Origin of the sequence: Mesonia maritima (genome assembly GCF_042433895.1) — a bacterium.
In the GTDB taxonomy this organism is placed as follows: domain Bacteria; phylum Bacteroidota; class Bacteroidia; order Flavobacteriales; family Flavobacteriaceae; genus Mesonia; species Mesonia maritima.
Genome location: NZ_JBHLUA010000021.1, coordinates 1 through 25,742 on the forward strand (window position 1 = coordinate 1; position 25,742 = coordinate 25,742).

General features: G+C 35.3%; 11 protein-coding genes. 4 read left to right on the forward strand and 7 right to left on the reverse strand.

Features of this window, described 5'->3' with window-relative positions:
• The 6 genes from ACFFGL_RS12605 to ACFFGL_RS12630 form a co-directional block, all read right to left on the reverse strand.
• Window positions 1-2,099 (reverse strand): hypothetical protein (locus tag ACFFGL_RS12605; RefSeq protein ID WP_378928555.1); only part of this gene is annotated, 2,099 nt, incomplete at its 3' end.
• A gap of 170 nt (window positions 2,100-2,269) precedes the next feature.
• Window positions 2,270-4,174: an OmpA family protein gene (locus tag ACFFGL_RS12610; protein WP_309730081.1), complete on the reverse strand. Its 1,905-nt coding sequence runs from the start codon at window positions 4,172-4,174 to the stop codon at window positions 2,270-2,272.
• Window positions 4,175-4,192: 18 nt separating this feature from the next.
• Window positions 4,193-5,098, reverse strand: a complete 906-nt coding sequence (locus ACFFGL_RS12615; RefSeq protein WP_309730079.1) for a PorP/SprF family type IX secretion system membrane protein — start codon at window positions 5,096-5,098, stop codon at window positions 4,193-4,195.
• A gap of 103 nt (window positions 5,099-5,201) precedes the next feature.
• Window positions 5,202-7,961 carry a T9SS type B sorting domain-containing protein gene (locus tag ACFFGL_RS12620; protein ID WP_309730075.1) on the reverse strand — a complete coding sequence of 920 codons (2,760 nt, stop codon included), beginning with the start codon at window positions 7,959-7,961 and terminating at the stop codon, window positions 5,202-5,204.
• A gap of 68 nt (window positions 7,962-8,029) precedes the next feature.
• Window positions 8,030-12,256, reverse strand: a complete 4,227-nt coding sequence (locus ACFFGL_RS12625) for an Ig-like domain-containing protein (RefSeq protein ID WP_309730072.1) — start codon at window positions 12,254-12,256, stop codon at window positions 8,030-8,032.
• Window positions 12,257-12,323: 67 nt separating this feature from the next.
• The gene (locus ACFFGL_RS12630; RefSeq protein WP_309730069.1) at window positions 12,324-17,528 is read right to left on the reverse strand and encodes an Ig-like domain-containing protein; all 5,205 of its coding nucleotides are present in this window, start codon (window positions 17,526-17,528) and stop codon (window positions 12,324-12,326) included.
• Window positions 17,529-17,919: 391 nt separating this feature from the next.
• Here ACFFGL_RS12630 and metK point away from each other — a divergent pair, with 391 nt between their 5' ends.
• The 3 genes from metK (at window position 17,920) to ACFFGL_RS12645 (ending at window position 21,902) form a co-directional block, all read left to right on the forward strand.
• Complete coding sequence (metK, locus tag ACFFGL_RS12635; RefSeq protein ID WP_309730066.1) at window positions 17,920-19,176, forward strand: methionine adenosyltransferase; 1,257 nt, start codon at window positions 17,920-17,922, stop codon at window positions 19,174-19,176.
• 130 nt (window positions 19,177-19,306) lie between these two features.
• On the forward strand, window positions 19,307-19,948 hold the full coding sequence (locus ACFFGL_RS12640; protein ID WP_309730064.1) for a MarC family protein: 642 nt from the start codon (window positions 19,307-19,309) through the stop codon (window positions 19,946-19,948).
• 106 nt (window positions 19,949-20,054) lie between these two features.
• Complete coding sequence (locus ACFFGL_RS12645; protein WP_309730061.1) at window positions 20,055-21,902, forward strand: hypothetical protein; 1,848 nt, start codon at window positions 20,055-20,057, stop codon at window positions 21,900-21,902.
• Window positions 21,903-21,946: 44 nt separating this feature from the next.
• Here ACFFGL_RS12645 and ACFFGL_RS12650 read toward each other — a convergent pair whose 3' ends face one another.
• Window positions 21,947-24,073, reverse strand: a complete 2,127-nt coding sequence (locus ACFFGL_RS12650) for a Tex family protein (protein WP_309730095.1) — start codon at window positions 24,071-24,073, stop codon at window positions 21,947-21,949.
• Between the two features lie 93 nt (window positions 24,074-24,166).
• Here ACFFGL_RS12650 and ACFFGL_RS12655 point away from each other — a divergent pair, with 93 nt between their 5' ends.
• Window positions 24,167-25,741, forward strand: coding sequence for an NAD(P)/FAD-dependent oxidoreductase (locus tag ACFFGL_RS12655; RefSeq protein ID WP_309730059.1), 1,575 nt, complete (start codon window positions 24,167-24,169; stop codon window positions 25,739-25,741).
• Window position 25,742 lies beyond the last annotated feature (1 nt).

Below are 25,742 nucleotides of genomic sequence, written 5' to 3' on the forward strand. Positions count from 1 at the left end.
TAAGAAATAGGATTTGGATTACCTCCTGCATTACATTCCGGTGGAAATGGTGTTGGACAACCCGCAACAGGGCAGAATTTAAAACCGTTACTTTGAGCTTGAACATAATAGTTATAAGGAGTTCCACAGTTCATCGTGAATTCTAATTCCCCCTCAATGGTAAATTCTCCATAAGGATTAGAAATATCACTTTGGTTGATCGTGATACAAAACTCTCCAGGACTAGGCTGGGTAAAGGTACTGGCAGAATAAACAACCGTACCATTGGAAACCACGTCAATCGTAATATCCGTTACCGGAGCATCGCCTCCGTTTGGGTTTCCGGTTGGGGCGCTATACGTTCCGCAAATCTCTATTGGGAAAGTCACATTGTTTGCTGCCAAAGCTGGCGCACAATTAGGATCTACAGGCTCACTAAATAAAGAGCACGTCTCATAATCCCCACTTGGTTGGTCGATCGGGTTTACCGCCATATAACCAAAAGCGGAATCTGAACAGACATTAGGACCGTCATCGCCAATATATAAATTATCAAAATAACCCACGCCCCAGTGACCTCCTTGGTCACAATCCGTAACCGTAATTTCTACTTTTGAGGCCTGACCTTGCAACTCAATAGTATTTAATTTAACGCAAGACCAATCGGAAACTAAGGTCGTATTATAACCGGTGGTTCCTGGAACTTGAGTAAAAATACAGTCTTCAGGATCTGACACTATACACCGTGACTGAACTAAAGCTCCAGTTTCATCAAATAATTTAATTGTTAAAGAAGGCTGAGAAGCAAAATCATGATTAGGGGGGTTATTAAACATTAATAAAAAATCAAAAGTCAAGACCTCTCCTGCAATAAATTCTTTTACTAATGTAGTACCTGTCCAATCACTAACTTGACCACTTGGACCTCCTGGGTTTGCAATGTCGTACTGGTTAAGCCTTATAGCATTATCACTACAACCAAAAGGACTAGTTCTAGAACGAATTGTATTATAGGGAGAACTTGCAAGTTCTGATATAAATCCTTGACCCGTCAATGAGACATCAGAATATTGATCGTCATTTACTCCTATACTTGTATATAAATTCCCCGGTGTAGTGTAATCAAAACTAATATTACAAGAGGTAACAGAGTTATAGTCTTCACTATGAAATTCATAATCATCAACACCTTCAATACCTGGATTTTCAACACAAGCACATTCATTTTCAGTCATTGTAACCGGAAGAAGTGCACTTTCACATCCATTTATTTCTTGGGAGATATAGTAAACATCCCCATCGGCTAGCGTTACACTACTAGGATTATTTATCGGCATTGTTCCTGCCGCATCACTATACCACTGTGGATTACTACCACATATAACAATATCTCCTAAATCATCACCAGGGTTAGAAAAACCTGCGGCTTGCCACGTGGCTTGTGTACAAAAATCTTGTGTAAGTTCCACTTCAGGGCTTGGTGTAGCGTATTCAATATCCACAGGAAACACTTGGGAACAACCGGCAATTCCTAAATCTACATAATAAGTTTGCCCTCCTTGAATCTGAGTGGTTCCGGGTATTGAAGTTGTACCTGTATCATCACTATACCAATTTAAGTTTCCTGAGCTATTATAGTTTAACAAAGGAATGTCATTTAACGCTGTTACATCTCCTCTACAGAAATCATCATAGGTAAATCCTCCAGTAACTATTGTTAACTGGCCATTGGAAGTTATACAACCCGCAGACCCAGGAATTGTATAGTTATAAGTATACGTATCATGTATATTTGCACCCGAGGTAGGATGCGGATTAGAAGGGTTACTATGTGAATTGCCATTGAAGTAAACATTACCAGTAGGATTATTCCCATTGTTAGGAAGTGGAAAGTTCTGATTGGCACTTACATATAAAAATATATTGGGAGACCACTTTACAAAAGTTATAGGGCTCCCGCTAGAATTTTCAAAGATAATTTCAAAATCCGTAGTTGGGTCAATTATATATACATTATTAGTAGGGTCCGAACACAGGGTTGGACCAGTACTTACAGTACACTGTCCGCGAACTACATTTGACACCACTGCTAGCATCAATAATAGGATAATTCTTTTCATAGTAATATTATTTATTAAAAAGTATATTCTCTATTGGTAAAACAAGAAAGTAAGCTAAATCCCCCTCTCTATTAAAAGATTCTGTAAAAATAAATTTAATATCCTAACTTCCAAAAAAAAGGTATAAGTTTAAAACTTATACCTTTAACTTTTTTAAAAAAATATAGCTTTTATCTATTCACAATTTTAAATACAGATCGTCTATTCTCTTGAAACTCCTCTTCGCTGCAATTATCACAATCAACTTTAGGTTTTGATTCTCCGAAAGCTTCCCACGTAAGGCGAGATTTATCGATTCCCTGAGACACGATATAATCTACAGTGCTTTTAGCACGACGTTCTGATAATTGTTGGTTATAAGAAGCTGAACCACGCTTATCGGTATGGGCTTCAACTTTGATTTCCATCTCAGGATGTTTCTTCATAACTCCAACAACTTTATCTAATTCTAATGCTGCTTGAGGGCGGATAGTAGCTTTATCGAAATCGAACTTTATAGGGTTTAAGACTATTTCATCTTCAACTATAATAGGTTCTATTGGCATTAATTCAATAACAATTTCAACCTTATCTTTTTGACCAGCTTCAATCATTTTAGAATTACTTTCATAATCTTCTGCATTGGCTTGAAGGGTATAAGCTTTTTCTGCCAGTAGTTGTTTAAAGCTAGTGTTCCCTTGAGAATCAGTCATTTTTTTACCTAACTGTGTTTGTTGATCATCATAGTTGATCACTTCAGCATTTGAAATTGGGGCCCCAGTTTCAGCATCGATAACTTTAACTATAATATCTATCATTTCAATTGGTACCAATTGTTCCACTCTATAAATATTATCATTCGCTACATTCTCTTCTACTCCGCCTCTATTTGAACTTACATAGCCCATTTTAGTTTGCGGATTGAATGTAAAAGCAAAATCATCGCCTGTACTACTTACCGGTTGACCAATGTTTTTTACTTCTGCGAAAGAACTCCCGTTTTGTTTAGCATAAAAAACATCTAAACCTCCTATTCCTAATTGACCATCACTTGAGAAATAAAGCGTCCCTTCTTCATCTATATAAGGAAAACTCTCTCTTCCTTCAGTGTTAATTTGTGGACCTAAATTTTGGGGCTCTCCAAAAGTACCATCATCATTAATAGAAACCTTGTAAATATCTGATTGACCAAAACCTCCTGGCATATCGCTAGAAAAATATAAAGTCTTCCCATCTTTACTTAATGCTGGGTGAGCTGTAGAATATTCTGAATCATTAAAGCTTACCGATTGGAGGTCGTCCCATTTATCTTCTACCAATGATGCTCTGTAAATCTTTAATTGGTTAACTCCATTGGAAGCCTTCTCATAGTCTCCATCTAAATAATCATTCCTGCTGAAATACATGGTTTGACCATCAGGGCTGATACATACCGTACCTTCATTAAATTTTGTATTCACTTCTCCTTTGATCAATTCAGGATCTCCATACTCTTCTCCATTGATTTCTGAAACATACACATCTAGAGTAGGTTGCCCATTCCAGCCATAATTTCTTCTCGATTTATTTCTAGCGGAAACAAAATAAAGTTTATTATCTTTCTCATAGCCACCAAAATCAATCATACTCGAATTGATTTCTAAAGCTTCAACAGCAAATCTTTCTTTACTGTTCAAGAGGTCATTCATATAATTTTTATTTCTCTTAAAAGCTTTAGCGCGTTGATCTTGAGGTGATACTTGAACAAAATTTTGCATTGCCTCATTTGATTTATCGTATTTTTTATTTGCTTTTAACATTTGAGCATAACGATAATAAGCTTCCCCTTCAACCTCTTCAGCCATATCGATATATAAGGCATAATACATTTCGGCTTCTTTGGTATTATAAAGGTTATAATAAGAATCTGCCAATCTGTGATATACATAAGGAGTGGCATCGCCATCTTCTACGATATCTTTATAGTCATCGACAGCCTCAATAAACTCAAGTCTATCAAAATGTTTATCGGCTTTCTTTGTATCATCGTTTTGTGCTGAGCTTACAAAACTAACAGCAGTAAATAAAAGTGCGACTAAGTAATATTTTTTTTTCATAATGTGTTTCTCTTTGATTTAGAAATAACGTGGTGAACGGTAAGTTTTCTTGGTAAAGAATACATCAAACAGCACAAATGCTTCATACGATGGCTCTTCTATATCAGTTAGGGTGTGGTCATATGCAAATCCAATTTGCATCCAATCGGTAGCTCTTACACTTACCAGACCGCTTACTGCATCTTCTAAACGGTAAGAAGCTCCAATTTCAAAACGCTCATAGAATAAAAAGTTAGCATTTACATCGAACGATAATGGAGATTCAAAAGAAGCTTTCACTAAGGTTGAAGGTTTAAATTTCAAATTTTCACTCACTTGAAACACATAACCCGCAGTTGCAAAATAATGCTGTTCTTCTGTACCAAATTCACGACCATCTATATCTAGGTGTTTTGAGTTTAAGAAATTAGGAACCGAAACTCCTATGTAATAGTTATCTGTGTAGTACAAAAATCCTGCTCCAATATTAAGGTAAGTATTGTTAACATTTGAATCAAAGGCTACATCGTTTTGTTGTTGTAAATCTAATCCTATAAGACCTACATCGTGAAAGGTTGCCCCGGCCTTTAAACCAAAGGCTAAACGGTGCTCTCCTCCTAAATTTAAGGTATAAGAAAAATCACCATACACATTTGTTTCTTTAACCGGTCCAGCCTCATCGGATATTGCTGATAATCCTAAACCGGTTTTATCACCTACGGGTGAATGTGCCGAGAAAGTAAAGGTACGTGGAGCGCCTTCAAATCCAGACCATTGGTCCCGATAGAGAAGACCAACTTCCAAATGTTCTTTTGATCCCGCATAAGCCGGATTTACCACATTCATATTGTACATATACTGCGTGTATTGTGGATCTTGTTGTGCAGAGCTTGAAAAGGAAATTAACAAGAATAAAAATCCTAGCGTAAAATAAATTTTTTTCATTTGTTAGCTTTTTAATTTTGGTTAAAAGGTAAGTTTTAATCATAAAAATCCGCACTATGAAAATGAAAAAATTTAAAATTTCATAGTGCGGTTTAATTATAATTTAATTCACCTCTCTATTAACATAAATCCAACCTTTTATGTTGTTTTCAAATACTGGATCATTTTGGTCTAATTGGATTACATAATAATATGTTCCCGTTGGTAAGTCATTACCATCTTGATCTTGACCACACCAAGAATTTACATAATCAGTTTCTTCATATATGATTCTTCCATAACGATTGAATAAAGTTAATTTAGCAATTCCTGATCGATCATTTAAGAATGTTAAATCTAAACAATCATTAAAACCGTCTAAATTACCAGGTGAAATTCCCTGCGTTATTACACAGTTTTCATTTGCGTAATTAGAAACATTAATTTCATCTACACCAATACAGTCTGGAGTGCCAATTTCATTAACTTCAACCGTATAATCACCAGGTTGATTTACCTCGATAATTTGTGTAGATTTATTGATTGGAGTTCCGTCTTTTTTCCAGTTAAATTCTAAATCAGATGTATCGTCATAGTTTTGAATAGTAGCGGACAAAGTAACATCTTGCCCTTTACAAATGATTAGGTCTTCCCCAACTTCAACCTCAGGTTGCTTATTTAATATTACTGTTACTGCAGTAGTTTGTATACAATTTTTATACATAACATCGACAAAATAATTACCTTCTTGAGTAACTTCAATCTCTTTTGTAGTTTGTCCTGTACTCCATAGATAAGTAACTTCAGACATATCCATAGGTTTCTTACTATTATCAATAACTTCAACCTCTAAATCCGCTCTTGCATTCGTTCCACAAATTTCAACAATATTATCATCACTAACTTTTGCTTGATAATCCACCGCGAGTACTTCAACAGTTTTTGTAACAGAGCAATTTTGCTCTTCAACCGTCACCTCATATATACCAGGCTGTGTAGCTTCATAATAACTTCCTGAAAAAGCTAATATTTGATTATTCCTTTTCCAGGTATATGTAACGTCTGTTAGTTCATTCACATTATCTGGAGTGGCCACAATAGGCACATTAAATGTATTAGAATTACAAGAAGCTAACTCTGAAGGAATATTAACATCTGGATCTTTATATACATTTACATCAATCTGAATAATATAATAACAGCTAGTAGCGGTTCCTTGTGGCGTCCAATCTAATCTAGCGTAAACTATCTGATTAAATGGAGTACTATTATTATATATATCTGGATCACTTATTACATTTTGCTCTAAAACAGCATCATCTTCGGTTTCATAATAAGTAACATCTACATCGGCTGGAGTCCATTGCGTACCTCTAATTTGAGCAGCAGTTTGTGTTAAATCAAAAGTACCAATTCCTGTACCAGTATCATCACAAGTTGACAATGGAGCTACACAACCTGCCGTAGGACAAATATCTACGTTGGCTCTATCTGAAATCACAATTCCATAAGGCACACCACAGTCTAAAGTAAAATTAACTTCGGTAGAAATTTCTAATGGTCCGTATGCATCTTGAATATTAATATCGCTTTCATTAATGGTAAAGCAGAATTGATCACCATTAATTGTTGGGTTACCTACTGTACCAACTAAATTTCCATTTTTAGTGATATCTAAGGTTAAATCTTGTATAGAAGCAGGATTACTATTACTTACCGGCTCTTTTACAGATCCACAAACTTCAATAGGGAAAGGTACAGCAGCATCAATATCTGCGCCACAGCTTTGGGCATTACCTTGCACATCTACAACACAATCTAATGAACTCTCACTCGCCTCTACACTTTCCATGGCTAAGTATCCAAAACCAGGATCTTGACAAGAAGCATCCGCATTGTCTCCAACAAACATATTATCTACATATAAATAACCTTGGTGTACTTGTAAATCGCAATCTGAAGTTGTAATTACCATTCTTGCTTTTTCTCCTATAACATCTAAAGTATTAATTTTAATACAAGACCATTCAGAATAAAGAAATGCTCCAGAAGTCTCTATTAAAATACAATCTGAAGGTTGAGAAATCACGCAACGTTGTGCAAACAGATCTCCATTTTGATCATATAGAGCAATATTAACATATGGTTGGCTTTCTGGATCATGATCAGGATCATTAAGAACAAATGCATAATCAAAAGAAATAACTTCACCTGCAACAAATTCTTTCTCCATATGAGAAGTATCTAAACCAGAAGTAGGATCATTAATTCTTAAAGCATATTGTGAGTTAGGAGTATTCGGGTTAACTCGATTAATAGGTGCATTAGGATCCGGACCAGGAGTAACTAAAGTTGCAACGCTATTATTTGCCGTGGCATCTACCGCACTCATTGCAACAGATGTTAAACCAGCAGTAGACCCGTTACAGGTTTTATGGCCATCATCTACATCTTGGTTATAGAACGTGTAGTCATCACCAGAAGGTTGCCCGTCTATCGTTTCAAAATCAGGGTTTTTCAAACAACCACATTCCCTATCTGTCACGTTAATAGTGAGTGGTGCACTCTCAACTCCTGAAACTGTTTGAGTAACTTCATAAGTTTCTCCATCTACTAGTGTATAAGAACTAGGGTTTGAAATAACATTTCCACTAGAATCATAAAATGTTAAATTTTCACCTTGAATATATAATTCTTCAAAGGTATCACCAGGTTTGGTGAATCCCCCGTTCATCCAACTTGTAGCTGAACAAAAATATTGATCTGCATTACCCGTGGGAGCAGGAGGAGTTTGTGCCTGTAGCAACAAACTATTCATCATAAAAAATAAGCCTAAGAACCCAATTTTTTTGATATTGTTTTTACAAAGTAATTTTTTTGTCATAATAATAAATTTATTTTATATAAAAATAGTTCTTTCTTGGGTTAAAACCCAAGAAAGAACTTAACAATCTACTCTTTTACAATTCGCACAACTGTTTTTTGACTTTCCAATTGAACTGATGCAAAGTAAACACCAGAAGCTAATCCAGTTAAGGATATAGTAGCTCTATTTGATCCAATATTCTCATTCATTACTTTCTGCCCTGACAAATTATAAACATCAATTGACTTTATAACATTAGTGTTTTCAAAATGAACTTTGTCTTTCGTAGGGTTTGGATAGTATGATAAAGAAATATTTTCATGTAAATCAGCACTAAGTTGTCGAGTATCAAACCCTAAGGTTGACTCTTCACTTTCAACTGGAATGTTTGGATCACATAACGAATATATTTTTGCAGTTAAATCTGCATTAACAGGAAGATTATTTACAACCTTAAAGTTAGTTCCTTGAGGAACGGTTGATGAATGTACAATATTATTATTGTCATTATCATTTGTCACCTGCAAGATATAATCTTGAACACTCCCAACAACTGTTGGCTCGTCCCATTCAATTACTACACTTGCTGAAGTACCATCTGAAGATGGTTCTTTATTTATCAATTCCAGATTTGTCGGTTGTGGACAATCTAGTTCAACTTCGATTTCAAGATAATCACTTTCACAATCATTTATTGTTTGAGTAACATAATAGGTTGTACCCTGTTCTAACAAGTAATTTACCGTCACTGGCACATACTCTCCTGCTTGATTTTGAATATAAAAATTCAAATCAGTTCCGGTTACATCTAAGTCTCCAGTAGTATCACCTGTAGTATATGTTTGAGTAGTAGAACTAGTGGTTGGTAAATCTGTAAAACTTACCGTGATATCTATATCAGTAGTAACATCTGGACAAGTTGTAAAGTCTAACGTTGCCGTATATGTGTATTGTCCATCATTTGATTGTGTAAAATACACTTGATTTGTAGGTGAACCATCATAAGGAATTGTAGCCTGATCATCAAAATATAAATCGTTTGTAGGAGACCAAGAAACAAAACCGTCTGCAAAGTCACGTTTAAACACGACATTATCGATTGCTAACCACCAACCCCAAGAGCCATTAAAATTAAAAGCGATCATAACACCAGATTTACCAGCATATTCGTCTAAATCTACCGTACGTGATTGGAAATTCTCAGGATCAAATTCTCCTGGAATATTATTATCTACAACCTCCCAAGTAGCTCCCTGATCTTCCGAAACAAGAACGTCAAAATAAGTAACATTATTTGTACTATACGATGAAGTTGTATAATCCTTGAATAGGTAGTCAAACGAAAGTTCTGCACTAGCTACACCGACTAAGTTGAAAGATGGCGATATTAAAGAATTATCTAAAACTCCTCCGGAGCCCAATTTATCAGCTATACTAATATAATAGTCCGAATCATCTGGACTACTTATATTTTCTAAAGCATAACCATTTGGCGAAAATGGCGAATTAACAATTTGCCAACCAGTCGCAGCAGCATTTCCTATTGGACTTGTACTATTATTTTGAGTGGTCCAACCGTTTGATCCATTATTAAAATCGTAAATCTCAGACCCAGCTGTTAATCGTACAATTTCATCAGAGCAAACTTGGGCAGAAGTAGGAATCACTCCTAAATCTTCTACTCCATTTGCAGTAATATCAATGGTAGCACTTGTACTACAAGTAGTATTAGGATTGTACGCTTCTACTGTAAAAGTTGTATTTCCTAAAATAGTTGGTGTAATTGTAGCACCAGTATCAGTATTACTTCCGCTAGAATCGTTCCAGGTCCAAGTATATTGATAATCTGGATCAGTACTAGTTGCTGTTAAATCTGTTGTTCCATTAACACAAACAATTCTGTCTGTTGCACTTACGCTAATAGGTTCAATATCATAAACTGTTGCAACTACTTCTTCTCTTGGAGAAGTTTCACACAATACAGTTGAACCTTTAATATCCCAATTATAGAAATAATAATAACTACTATTGGTAGCTCCCGTTGAAGTTGCTCCGCTTGTTATACTAGCTGAAGGTCCTAAAGGATAAGGGAAAGTAGCATTAGCACTAGGCGTATACAGCAGCGACGGCCCTGATGATTTATAAATATAATAATCATCATTACCAGGAAGCTCTCTATTAATTGTTAAAGTAGTTAAAGTAGGATCAGCAGTTGTTCCTGCATTTACAGACCTTGAAATAGTTTCGCTATAGGTCCCAGATTGATTTTTAATTTCAATAATAATGTTTCCACTGCCAGCAGAATACACGTCTACAGTATTAATAATAATGGTTTCTTCTGCATTAATATAAAGTCCATTATTTGCGTTTGAAGTAGAACCAGTAACTGGACCAGGATTAGCCTGCCCAGTAATAGTACCGAGACCCAAGAAAACTTCTGTAGCCCAATAAGAAGTAGTTTGAGATAGATCTGGAGTTGTAAACGTATCTCCTACTCCAACAATCTCTCCTCCAGAAGCAGAATCAAACCAATAAACTTCCGAACTATCATCATATTGACTAGGATTTTTAGTTATTGAAAGTGTAAGTTGCCCATTTTCACAAACACTATCTCCTTGAGCTCCGCTAACCCCTCCTAAATCAGTATCACAACTAATCTCGTTAAATGTAACTGTTAAGTAATCACTTTCACAGTTTCCAACATTTTGAGTTACGTGATATACATCTTGATCAGTTATGATCTCAGAGGTCGGATCTACAATAGGGTTATTAAAGTCAGGCATTCCATTATTATCGGGATACCATTGTAGGAATATTGATGGACCAGAATGAGGATCAGTCACAATACCATTGCTAAATCCTGTGAAATCTTCTAAAGTTTGACCGGCCACAAAAGGTATTGTAGAACTTCCTAATGGCGGACCATAAGTCGAACAATCAAAGCCGTTTATATCTAACTGATAATTTGTATTGATAGGATTACCTGATGAATCTGTAGTAGCTATAACTATGTATATAGTTTCACCTGCATCCACAAAAACACTATTTAAAGATAAGTCTGCACCATTTTGAGTTTCTGCACCATCTGTACAAACATTCTCAATATCACTACAATCATCATATACAAAAACTCCAGTATTCACGCCCGTTGCCAGGTTTGTAAGATCTATAGATAAAATATCATCTGTTGGAGAGGTGTACTCGTAAACCACTTCAAAACCATCTAATAATGGAGAAGTAGAATTACAATTACTCCCAGGAGTGTCACTATAATCATCAGAACCAAACCTATTCATCTGATCCAAGTCAGTATAAGGCAAAGTTTGCACATCTTTTGCTACACTACAATATGAACCAATTGCAATTGTTTGAAATTGCAATGCATCTGAATCACTTTGCCAAGCACTTTTATCATTAGGACCACAAACTGCTCTAACATAAATCGTGTATTGTTGACCATCATCAAGACCTGTAAGTGTGTAGTTAACTTCACCTGTATTTGGATCTGGAGTTCCAGTTACAGTAATTAAACCAGTACCGCCACCTGGTGAACCTCCAAAAGGATAACAAAAAGGGTTTCGGTTTGGATCACTAGGCCCATTACCAGGATTACCTGAAGAGGTACAAGCTATAATTTCCCATTCAGTAGCATTTGGGTTATTCAAATCTATCCAAGTAATATCTGCTTCGTCAAAAGAGATGCTTGATTCATCAACAGTAATTTTAACAGGTTGAATACATCCTACTTGTTCAATTGCCGCGAAATTATCAACGAAAACCAATAAATCCCCACTTAAATTTGTGGCTGTAAATCGCCAAGTAAATGTATCTGTAGAAGTTAAATTTGATGACGGAATTGTAAATGAATTAGTTGAGCAATCACTTGTAGGTAAATCGTTTTGATCTATTGTATCATAATTAACCCAAGTAGTTCCTCCGTCTAACGAATATTCTAATTCAATATTGACTACATTTCCCGATATTAAATTTCCATTTGAAGCATCAACCACTTTGTACTGAAAAGAAATGTCTAAATCATTCCCGCCTTGTACATTTTGTGTTGGCGAGGTTACAAATGTATTATTTCCACCATTTAAGGGAGCGCTAATAGATTGACTACCAACACAAGCATCTGTCTGCGTAAAAGTAAACTCAGGGATACTGGTCGTCCAATCATTTAATGTACCTACTGACGTAGATTCATCACCGCTCTCAAAATCTTCGTAAATCAACACCTGTGCATTGAGGCTATTCAAAGCAAAACAGCAAATAACAAACGCAAACAGGCTTTTGAAAGTAATTTTTTTATTCATTATATATTAAGTTTAATTAGATGTAAAATAATGAGCAATAGGAAAAGCTCCTATTGCTCATTATAATTTATTCTTTGATAATTTTTACTATCGTAGAATTTTCTTCTACAGTTATTTTAGCAAAATAAGTTCCCGAAGCCAATCTAGACATATCTATTTTAGTTTTCGAGTTATTAGGCTTACTCTCTAAAACTTTCTGCCCTTGTAAATTAAATATTACAACACCATCGATTGGCTTATTATTAGCAATATTTAAGTTTACTTCCACAGGGTTAGGATAGTATTCTAATCCATTAAATAAAGGATTATTAACATCAAGAACTCTATGAACAGTAATAGGAAGTTTTTCACTTTCACACATACCCGGTGGGGTCTGTGTTACATAGTAAGTCTCCTGATCTTTTAAAATAACTTGCGAAGGATCATTTACTTCATTAAATATGAGCCCATCAGTACTGGTATACCATCTTAAATTATACCCTTGAACTACTAAATCAAAAATAGAGTCACCTTGACCAAAAGATTGATTGGTAGCACCGGTAGGCATATCAGCTGTTTCTTTAACACTTACAGTAATAGCTAATCGAGTTTCGCTCTCACAAGCATCTACTGTTTGAGAAACATAATATGTAGCACCATCCTCAATTTCTTGATTAAGAGCTAAAGGAGTAGCTATAGTTTCAGATTCATACCAAGTAATATCACTACCTGTTACTTGTATGTCACCCAACGTAGCTCCTGAACAGAAATCTTGATTTACCGCAGTAGTAGAAGGAGGCGCGGTTGGCTGATCGTTTACAGTAACTACCACTTCTTCTCTATCACTTTCACAGAGTACAGTAGCGCCTATAACGGTTACTTTATAATCATGTACCTCTCCAAATGAACTATTAGAAGTGCAAGCATCTATAGGTAAAGAAGAATAATTATCAAAAACACGCATAACTGTTGTATTACCAATAGCACTTTGGGGAATAGATATTGAACCGATAGTAGGGTTTGCACCACTAGGTGACTGATAGAGCAATTCTGTCGTATCGTCAAAACTTCCATCTTTATTAAAATCAATCCAAATCTTCACTCGCTGACTACTGAAATTATGAGTTATATTAAAATTATAAGTTTGACCAGATATCAGAGTAGCCGTCAAATTAGAATCTCCAGTATAATCTGCATAACCACCAGAAGTACAACCTGTCCCTATATGTGATATTAAATCATTACCTGAGGAATTCTGAAGAATAAAATCATCAATATCATCCCCTACACCACAATCACTCCCAAAACCACTTGGAGAGCAATAACTTGGCAAAGGCCCCGAATCTCCACTACTTTCACTTAAAAATACTTCTGCAACCCAAAAACTAGTCGTACTTGATACGGATGGAGAGAAGTTTTCACCTACACTAATAGGGTTTGGAGCTGTCTGAGAACTAAACCAATAAATTTCGCTTCCAGATCCAGACGATGTAGCACTTAAATCTACTTGTCCTCCAGGAGCACAAATTATTTGATCTTCCGACCCACTTACTGAAAGCTGAGTACAATCAAATTCTACTGCTGTTACAGCTACAGCATCTGTTTCACAACCTAGAATTGTCTGAGTTACATAATACGTGGTACCATCGACTAATGTTTCGGTGGTAGGGTCTGTAATCTCATTTGTTAAGGCAGCGTCGCTATACCAGGTATATTCCGTTGCATGCACATTTGTATTTACGCTTATATCAGATAAAACGCCTCCGGCAACAAAATCATAGGATGATACAACATCTACTAATGGAGCATTAGCACAATCGAACCCAAAAATATCTAAGGTATAATTTGTTGCGCCATTATCAGAAGAAATTACAATATAAATAGTTTCTCCTGCTGTCATATAATAGTCCGATATATTAATATTGAAAGGTGTATCTTCATTAGTTCCGCCTTCAATACAACTAGTACCAATATCTCCACAACTTGAATAAATAAACATCCCTGTATTTGGGTTTGTTATATTGCTTAATTCAATCTGAAGAATATCGTCATTTGTAGGATCTGCTGTATATTCATAAATTACTTCATTACCATCAAGATAACCCTCACCAGGACAATCTGAACCTGGATCACCTTGGAAATTATTTCCGTAAAGCGAAGTAGAGTCATTAGTATTATAGTCTAAGTCTGTATAATCTACTAAAACATCTCCACTTTGATTAACTGTTGCTACAACTTCCGTACGCGGAGTTGATTCACAAGTATACTCCCCTTCTATTACATTCCAATTATAAAAATAATAATAATAGTAATCATATGTAGTGAATGTACTAAAAGAAGCTGTTAACTCCCCTACATTACCAAGTTGGTAAGGATAATTCACATAACTATTTCCAAAATCATACTCATATTTTAAATCAGGGTTATCAGCTGCTGCTAATCTGTAAGTTCCTGCACTTGGTATTTCAAAGTTTAGATTTAAAGTAACCGGTATAGGAGAACTGTCGCTACCACCACTTGGCATTGTGAAATCTGCAGTATTGATAACGGCCCCAGAATCATTTAAAAGTTCAACAGTCAGATTACCACCAGCATCACTTGTAGAAAAAACCTCTACACTTGAAAGTACAAATTTCTTGTCTGCAGTAAACTCTATACCATAATTGTTACTTGAACTTCCAAAACCATAAGTCCAGTCATTTAAGCCATTAGCTTGACTCAAATTATAATTCTGATAAAAAACCTCTGTTACCCAATAAGATGTAGTATTTGTTAGAACAGGTGTATCAAAAGTATTACCCACACCTACTAAATTACCGTCCGTGGCCGCATCATACCAGTATATATCACTCCCTGTACCACTCGCTGTTGCCGTTAAGGTCATCTCTCCTTTACAAGAAACACTATCGCCTGTCGAATTTGTAATCGCTAATGAAGTACAATCAATCTCGCTAACTGTAATAGCCACAGGAGCACTCTCACAACCTTCATAAGACTGTGTTACGTAATAAGTAACACCATCAACCAAAGGATCAGTCGTATTAACAACTGTAGTAGCAGCAGCATCAGAATAGTAATTCAATGTAGCTCCAGGTCGATTAGTATCAACAACTAAATCTCCAATTTCGTCTCCCGTTACAAAATCTTGTGGCGAATCTGCATCCGGAGCCGCTAAGTTGGAACATGAAAATGGAATAATATCTAAGGTGTAATCATAGGTTGGTATTAACCAACTAGAAACCACAATATAATATTCTTCACCTGCAGTCATTTGGAAATCTCTAATACCAAAATCATCATCACTTGGTCCAGCTACAGCTCCTGCCAAACAAGTCACCCCCACATCTGCACAACTTCCATATACAAAAACAGCAGCATAAAAGTCATTTAAATTTGACATTAATATATCTACCACCTCTGTATCTGTAGCGGTATATTGATATACTACATTATTACCATTTAAGTAATTTTCTGTAGTACCACAACTTGTACCCGGTGCTCCAGAGAATGGGTCTCCATAATTTGCTGTATCATCACTTGTATTATAAGGCAATGTACTTATTGCCACATCACCTGTTGTAGAAACGGTAGCTTGGACCTCAACTCTTGAAGACTCACATAAAACTCCTCCACCTACTGCACCTTGAGTAGCTGTTACTTCTGCAGCAGTTAAAGCTCTATTGTACCATCTAAATTCATCCATCAAACCATCTAAACCTGTACTAGAAGAGTACCCTCCAACTTTAAAACCAGTCCCTGTAACATTCGGAGTAGAAGGTATTGTTTGCTGATCAGTTTGAACCCCGTCAACATAAGCGGTGTACGTTCCTGCTGAAGCATCATAAACAACGTGCATCATATGCGGATTAGAATCAGCACCACCTGTCATCTCTAAATCAACAAGACCACCATCTCTAATTAACCAGTTGTCAGTACCAGCAACTCCATTTGTAAAGCAACGGAAACTACTTGCATCAATATCACCAAATATATAAGACAAAGCTGTATTGCTATCTGGCACACCACTAGTCCAAAACGCAATAGTGAAGTCTCCATCAATCGTTGTATTCCAACCAGTATCAACATAGTTTGACGCAGAAGACCCCGCTGAACCTTGTAAAGCAGTACCAGAAAGACCAGCACCCCCTACATTTAATCCAATTAAAGTTGCAGGATTAGAACCTACTGGGTTTAAAGCGTGATTAGTAATTGTACTACCATTATCAAATTTATAATGAATTAACTCAGGAGTATTACCTCCACCTGATCCACCTTGAAGGACTTCAGAAGCCCAGTAAGATGTAGTAGAAGTCAACTCAGGAGTAGTAAATGTACTTCCTATCCCTACTAAATTTCCACCAGAAGGAGCGTCGTACCAATAAACTTCATCACCATTACCCGAAGGCGTGACCTCTAATGTAGCACTACCCTTACAAACAATATCTCCATCTACAGGGTTTGTAACACCTAAATTAGCAAAAGAACAATCAATCGTAGTTTCAAAAGAAATAGGACCAACCCAACCACTAGTACCGGTAACACCGCAATCTGCTTGAATATACAACTCATAATCAGTATCCGGAGTTAAATTATTAATGGTAGCAGGGTTTGTAGTCACATTTACCGTCGTTCCAGTTCCTTGCGCAAAGCCTGGCGCACCATATTCTATAGTCCAAGAAGAAGGCGGCATAGGATTTACATCTGTCCAACTCACTTCAACTGTGGTTGAGGTCTCACTACCCACTTGAACATTTTGAACATCAGAACAAGCTGGAGCTGACTGATAATTCACAGTAATTGTCCAAGTACCATTATCAACCTTATTATAAAAAGTATTACAACCATCATTAGGAGCAGTATCACCAAAAGTTCTCCAAGCTCTCATTTCAAAAATAAGATCAGCTCCTGCTAAATAATACCCATTAGCGATATTTAAATTTCTGTTATAAGAAATAGTACCAGAACCAAAACCTGAGCCTGCAGCTACAGAAGATTCTAACACACCATCATTTTGAAAATAAATTTGAGACATCTGATCGGATGTCCAACCATCATTTTGAGCAGTCATATCATATTGCACATCAATACTGGTAACTTCCCAAACCGAACCTCCAGTCGAAGGCAACGTAACAGTTAAAGGCGTAACCGGACCATTGCAAGATGAATCATACATGTCGAATGCAGTCGGGATATCCCCAGAATTATATGTCTGTGATACTGTCTGAGCGTTAGAAACACCCATCCAGCAACAAACTGCAATTAAAAATAGATAAACAGAGTAATTTTTCATCATACCATATTTAAGTTTTAGAATAGTTTAATAATATGTTCATTAATCTTCAAATGTAACTTTTTTATAGAAACTTAACAAATATTTTAATTTATAATTTAATAACATAAAACAATATTCCTTATCAAATTGTAATTATTATAACATCTTCATCAAAAAATTATTTTATAAATAAGAATTGAATTTAAATCGATATTTCACGTTTTATATTAATATTAATTCTAATATTAAAAACTCGTTAAAACAAAATTTAATACAATAGATTTTTCATAAGTTTGTGATCAAATTAATTCAGGGAAAGATTTGACTGATTGCAACCCTTAAAAATGCTAAAGCAGAAATTATTCTACTTTACTTAGCTCAATCAGCTTAGCTTTTTCTTAAAAATTTAAAAATGCCATACTTATTTACTTCAGAGAGTGTTTCAGAAGGACACCCCGATAAAATTGCAGATCAAATTAGTGATACCTTATTAGATAATTTTTTAGCTTTTGATAAAGAGTCTAAAGTAGCTTGTGAAACTTTAGTAACTACCGGTCAAGTTGTACTGGCGGGAGAAGTCAGATCTAACACATATTTAGATGTTCAACAAATTGCGCGTGATGTGATTAATGATATTGGCTACACTAAAGGAATTTACCAATTTAGCGGTGATTCTTGTGGGGTGATTTCATTAATTCACGAACAATCACCCGATATTAATCAAGGAGTTGATCGAAAAGAAAAGAAAGAGCAAGGAGCAGGAGACCAAGGAATGATGTTTGGCTATGCAACAAAGGAAACCGAAAATTACATGCCGCTTGCTTTAGATATTTCTCACCGCATGTTAATTGAACTTGCAAAACTGCGCCGAAAAGGAAAAGAAATTAATTATCTCCGTCCAGATTCTAAAAGCCAAGTAACTATTGAATATAGCGATGATAACACGCCGCAACGAATTGTAGCAATTGTACTTTCTACGCAGCATGACGATTTCGATAAGGATGATGAAAAAATGCTGAAAAAAATTAAAGAGGATATTATTTCAATTCTTATCCCACTGGTAAAAAAGCAATTACCTAAATATGTCCAAGAATTATTTAATGATGATATTATCTATCATATTAATCCTACCGGAAAATTTGTAATCGGAGGTCCTCATGGCGACGCCGGTTTAACCGGAAGAAAAATTATTGTAGATACTTACGGCGGAAAAGGTGCTCACGGCGGTGGAGCTTTCTCAGGAAAAGACCCAAGTAAAGTTGACCGCTCTGCAGCTTACGCTTCTAGACATATTGCAAAAAATTTAGTTGCGGCCGGTGTAGCCGACGAGATTTTAGTTCAAGTTTCTTATGCTATTGGTGTTGCTGAACCAACTTCGATTGCTGTTGACACCTATAATTCTTCTAATGTAGAAATGAGTAATGGAGAAATTGCCGAGAAAGTAAAAGAAATTTTTGATATGCGACCTGCTGCAATTGAAGAGCGTTTAAAATTAAGAAATCCTATTTATCGAGAAACTGCTGCCTACGGACATATGGGAAAAACCCCGCGAACGGTAACTAAAATATTCGAGAGTCCTTATTCAGGAAAAATCACCAAAGAAGTTGAATTATTCACTTGGGAAAAATTGGATTACGTAGATAAAATTAAAGAAGCCTTTAATTTATAATAATCTTAAAAATTATATCTAAAATCCTTAACTTAATTGTTAAGGATTTTTTTGCTTAAAATTTAGTGATTTTTCCTTTTTTCCTTCCCGAAAAAATTCCGTAATTGCGCCGCTTTAAAATTAAGCTGCTATGAACGAATTACTTGGATTTGGGCTACTTGCATTCACCTCTTTCTTCACATTGATAAATCCGTTAGGAACAATGCCCATTTTTATGACAATGACCAAAGATCTAAATACTAATGATCGTACGCATACCGCAAAAAAAGCAAGTATTGTCGCGTGTATAACGATTATTGCATTTGCGTTTTCAGGTCAGCTGTTATTTAATTTTTTTGGCATTTCAGTAGACAGTTTTCGTGTAGTTGGTGGTGTTATTTTCTTTCTTATGGGAATGGATATGCTTCAGGCAAGATTAGCAAGTATAAAAGTACAAGAAGATAAAGTTCGCACGTATATAAATGACATTTCCATAACGCCGTTAGCCATTCCTATGATTTGCGGTCCGGGAGCATTAACCAATGCAATTGTATTAATGCAAGATGCAGAAAGTGTAGAAAAAAAAGCAGTTTTAATTGGTACTATTTTTATAGTAATGTTTCTCACTTATATAATTCTTTACAGTTCTTCAAGAATTATAAAATTATTAGGTGAAACTGGTAATAACGTAATGATGCGCTTAATGGGACTAATTGTAATGGTAATTGCCGTTGAATTCTTTTTTAGTGGATTAAAACCTATTTTACAAGATATTTTTCCCGTAGTAACATAACGGATAAAAAGTTAAAAGGTAGGGTTTTTTTAAAGTTAATTGTTATAATATTGAGAATCTATTTATATTCTCGCACTAACATTCCAATAACTTAAAAAACTCTATTATGAAATCAATTACAAAACTATCGTTGTTTCTAATTTTTAGCCTTTTTCTCTTTTCTTGTGAAAGTGACCCATTTGAAGATCAAATTAATGAACAGCAAAATGAACCCGAAAATCCAACGAATCCAGCAGATAAGGAATTTGAAAAAAACTTTGGAATTGAAGTCAATAGAGATTTTTTAGGTAAAATTATCAACAAAAATAAAAATCCGCTTTCGGGAGTAGAAATAAAAATTGGCGACAAAACTACCCAAACAAATGCTGAAGGTATTTTTATAATTAAAAACGCTACTGTTTTTGAAGAATTCGCTTACATAAAAGCTTCAAAAATTGGATTTATAAAAGGTTCACGAAGTATAATTCCAACTTCTGGAACAAACAAGGTTGAAATTATGTTACTTGAAGAAAATGTAATTCAAACTATTTCTTCTGGTAATGAAGCAACTATAAGCTTACCAAATAACGCTTCAGTAAAACTACCTGGAGATTATATTGATGAAAATAAAAACGCTTATACTGGAGATGTCCAAGTAATTATGCATCATTTAGACCCAAGCAATGATAATATGAACTTGCAAATGCCTGGCATGCTTTATGCTGCAGATGAAAATAATGAAGAGCAAATCCTCGAATCTTACGGAATGTTAGCTATTGAATTACGAGGTGACGAAGGGCAAGATTTAAATTTAGCTGAAGGAACAACGGCAGAAATTACTATCCCACTTGCTTCAGAATTATTGCAAAGCGCACCAAATTCTATCCCGCTGTGGTATTTCGATGAAACAACCGGCTATTGGAAAGAAGAAGGACAAGCCACTTTACAAGGAAACAGTTATGTTGGTGAAGTAGCTCACTTTTCATTTTGGAATTGTGATGTAAACTTCCCTTCTGTTAATATCTGTATTAACTTAGTCGATAATAATGGAAATCCTATTGCTAATGCATCTGTAAACTTAACGCATAATAATTCATCATATCCTTACCCTACAAGTTCAGGGGCTACCGACGCAAATGGAAATGTATGTGGGTTAATTCCCTCAAACGAAACTTTAACGTTAGAGGTATATAAATATGATATGTGCATTACTAAAGCTTTGTATATCGGAACAATAGGTCCATACAATAGTGATTCTAATGAAACAGTTGTTATTAATACAAGTAATAACCCATCAATCATAAATCAAACGATTAGCGGTACGATAAAAGATTGTAATGGGAATCTCGTCACCAATGGATTCGTAAAACTGAATTATAGGAATCATAGTTATTATGACTTAGTTAATAATGGGTCTTATCAAATTAATATGCTTAGTTGTTCAGTAAATCAAAATTTCTCTATTGAAGGTTTTGATTATACTTCCTCACAAATCACAGGAGAAATTAATTATACATTTACTCCCCCTCTTACAAGTTTGGGAACACTTACAACTTGCAACTCAAATCAAGAATTTATTCAATATGACATTGATAGTGGAGCAGAATCATTTTTCGCCCTTACTGATATAGATGCTACTTTCGATACTTTCAATCAAGCTTTCAATGGTCCTTTTATAGGTATGTCAGCTTGCCATTCTCAAAATTGCTTCTATTTAATAGGGGTTCTTAATTCAACTCAATATACCGGAACTTATGATAATTATGACTTGAATACGCCAGGCGATACTGGATTTAGTTTTACTCAGGAATGGGCTTACAAAGTAGATCTTTCAAGTACAAATATTACTTTTAACCTAAGTAAACTTGGGAACGTTGGCGACTATATAGATATAAATTTCTCAGGAACTTACAATGATCCACAAGGAAACCCACACACCATCACTGGCGTAATTCACGTCCTAAGAGATCAATAAAATTTAATTGAATTCAGAAAAAATCCTCGCCTTTTGCGAGGATTTTATTTTTTATACAACTTTAACTGAATACGTTTACGCGGAATATCTACCGACAAAACCTCTACTATAATTTGCTGTTGAAGATGAATATGTGCATTTACATCACTTACAAATTCATCGGCTAAATTAGAAACATGAATCAATCCACTTTCTTTAATTCCGATATCTACAAAACAACCGAAATTGGTAATGTTATTTACAATGCCAGGTAATAATTGACCTTCATGTAAATCTTCAATCGTTCTAATATTTTGGTTGAAGGTGAAAACTTTCGTTTCTTCACGAATATCGAGACCGGGTTTTTCCAATTCCGTAATAATATCTTTTAAAGTGGGGAAGCCAATTATTGAAGTACAGTATTTTTGAAGGTCTATTTTTTGAAGCAAGATTTTATTACCGATTAATTCCGATATTGTTTTCTTTTCATCCCTTGCAATCTTTTCAACAACCAAATATTGCTCGGGATGAACTGCCGAATCGTCTAAGGGATTTTCAGCATTTTTTATCCGTAAAAAACCCGCACTTTGCTGAAATGCTTTTCCCCCTAACCGAGTAACTTTTTTAATTTCATTTCTATTTTTAAAAGCTCCGTTTTTTTTACGATAATCTAAAATATTTTCAGCCAGCTTCTCTCCTATTCCAGAAACATAACTCAATAACGATTTACTCGCTGTGTTTATATTTACACCAACCGCATTTACACAACTTTCTACAACACGATCTAATTCATTTTTCAATTTTGTTTGATCTACATCGTGCTGATATTGACCGACTCCGATTGATTTTGCATCAATTTTCACCAATTCTGCCAACGGATCTTGCAAACGCCGACCAATTGAAACCGAACCACGAACTGTTGCATCATAATTCGGAAATTCTTCTCGCGCTATCGACGAAGCCGAATAAATAGAAGCACCGGCTTCACTCACTACAAAAACCTGTAAATCATTTTTAAAACGAATTCTTCTAATTAATTTTTCTGTTTCCCGTGATGCCGTTCCATTTCCAATAGCAATAGCATCAATTTTATAAGCTTCAGTGAGTGTACTTATTTTTTTAATCGCTCCTTTTTGATCGTTCTTTGGCGCATGCGGATAAATAGTTTCGTTATGAAGCAATTCGCCCTTTTCATTTAAACAAACTATTTTACAACCTGTTCTAAAACCAGGATCAATTGCTAATACACGTTTTTCTCCTAATGGTGAACCCAGCAACAATTGCTTCAAATTTTTAGCAAAAACCGAAATCGCAGCATCATCGGCTTTTTCTTTTGCATTTTGCAAAGCTTCTTTACTTAAGGAAGGTAACAATAGACGCTTATATGAATCTTTTATCGCAAGCTGAATTTCTTCCGAAGTTTCACTATTATTTTTTATAATTTTTTGGGCAATTTTTTCCAGAATTCGCTCCTCATCTAATAAAATTTTAACTTTAATAAAACCTTCATTTTCGGCACGCTGAATCGCTAAAAAACGATGCGAAGGTATTTTCGATAAACTTTCTTCCCATTTAAAATAATCTTGAAATTTTTGTGCTTTTTCTTCTCTTTTTTTTGTTTTAACCACCTTGGTTTTCAATACAGCGAATCGTTCAAGCTGAAAACGAATATAATTTCGAATATCAATACGTTCGGCAATCCATTCCGCGATAATATGGCGCGCCCCTTCTAAGGCTTCTTCCATAGAATTTATGCTTTTTGAAATATAACGTTTCGCTACGGAATTTAATTCAACTGCATTTTGTGCCATGATAATTTTCGCAAGCGGTTCTAAACCTTGCTCTCGCGCTGAATCGGCTTTTGTTTTACGCTTTTTCTTAAAGGGCAAATACAAATCTTCCAAAACCGTTAATTCCTGAGTATTCTGAATACTTTTAGCTAAATCTTCAGTGAGAACTTCTTGTTCTTTTAAGCTTTTTAAAATGCTTTCTTTCCGCTTTTCTAAGGCTTCAAAATTGGTTTTCGCTTTAATAATTTGTTCAAGTTGTACTTCATCTAAATTTCCGGTACGTTCTTTTCGATAACGCGCCATAAAAGGAATGGTACAATCTTCAGAAATTAATTGAAGGGTGTTTTGAATAGATTTTTGGGCCAAGCCAGTTTGGGCCTGTATAAAAGAAATATTTTGCATTCCGCTAAGATAAAAATTATGAGGTTTAGGTTTCTGCGTAAGCTTAATAATTTTTAATTGAGAATAAATCATTTCAATTATCTTTGCTCCATTATGAGCCAGCTAATACAAATTTCTATTTTACCCGAGCAAAAAGAAGATCACGCTTTTATTTTAAAATGCGGACTGCAAAAAGCGAAGTTGAAATCTTCAGAAATTAAGGATTGGCGTATTAGAAAACGCTCTATTGATGCCCGCCAAAAACAAATAAAACTCAACCTACAATTAGAGTTTTGGCTGCAAGGAGAAAATAAGAAAGAAATTCCGCCATTTATTCCAAAAAATGTTCATTCAGCAGAAAAAATCGCGATTATTGGTGCTGGTCCCGCAGGCTTGTATGCCGCATTAAGAGCTATTGAAGCCGGACTAAAACCCGTTATTTTTGAACGCGGAAAAGATGTGCGTTCTCGCCGTAGAGATTTGGCAAAAATAAATAAAGAACACGTTGTAAATCCAGAATCTAATTATTGTTTTGGTGAAGGTGGCGCGGGTACGTATAGCGATGGCAAACTATACACCCGTTCAAAAAAACGCGGAAATGTGCTAAAAGCAATTGAATGGTTTGTTCATTTTGGTGCAGATCCAGATATTTTAGTAGATGCGCATCCACATATTGGAACTAATAAACTTCCGAAAATTATCACCTCCATGCGTGAAGCTATCATTGAATTTGGTGGCGAGGTTCATTTTAATAGTAAACTTACAGATTTAAAGCTAGAAAATCAACAAATAAAATCGATTAAAATCAACGATAAAGATTGGTTCAATTTTACCGATGTGGTTTTGGCTACAGGACATTCTGCTCGTGATATATTTTATCTTTTACATCATAAAAAAATTAAGATTGAAGCAAAACCTTTTGCCTTAGGAGTAAGAGTTGAACATCAGCAAGAATTAATAAATTCTATTCAATATCACGGTGATGATAATAACCCTTATTTACCACCTGCTTCTTACAGTTTGGTAGAACAAGTGGAAGGTTTGGGTGTGTATTCGTTTTGCATGTGTCCTGGCGGAATTATTGCGCCGTGCGCTACCAATCAAGAAGAAGTGGTTACAAACGGCTGGAGTCCCAGCAAACGAAATAATCCTTATGCTAACTCGGGTATTGTGGTGAGCATTTCCCCAGAAGATTTACCTAATTACAAAAAGGATAATCCTTTTGTTTGTTTAGAATTTCAACAAGAGGTGGAACAAGCTTGTTGGGAAGCTGCAGGAAAAACCCAACAAGTCCCCGCTCAACGAATGATAGATTTTGTAGAAGGAAAAGTATCTAAAGATTTTCCGAAAACTTCTTATCAACCGGGAATTGTTTCGGTAGATCTCAATCAAATTTTACCCGAATTAATTTCACGTCGTTTGGAAAAAGCTTTTGTGGCTTTTGGTAAAAAAATGAAAGGCTATTATACTAATGAAGCTGTACTTCACGCCCCAGAAAGTAGAACTTCATCGCCTATTCTCATTCCTAGAAATACAGAAACTTTAGAACATATCGAAATTAAAGGTTTATATCCGTGCGGAGAAGGCGCAGGGTATGCCGGCGGAATTATTTCAGCGGCAATAGACGGAATTAATTGTGTAGATAAAATTGTAGAAAAAATAGCTTCGTCTTCACAAAATCCTTCTTAAT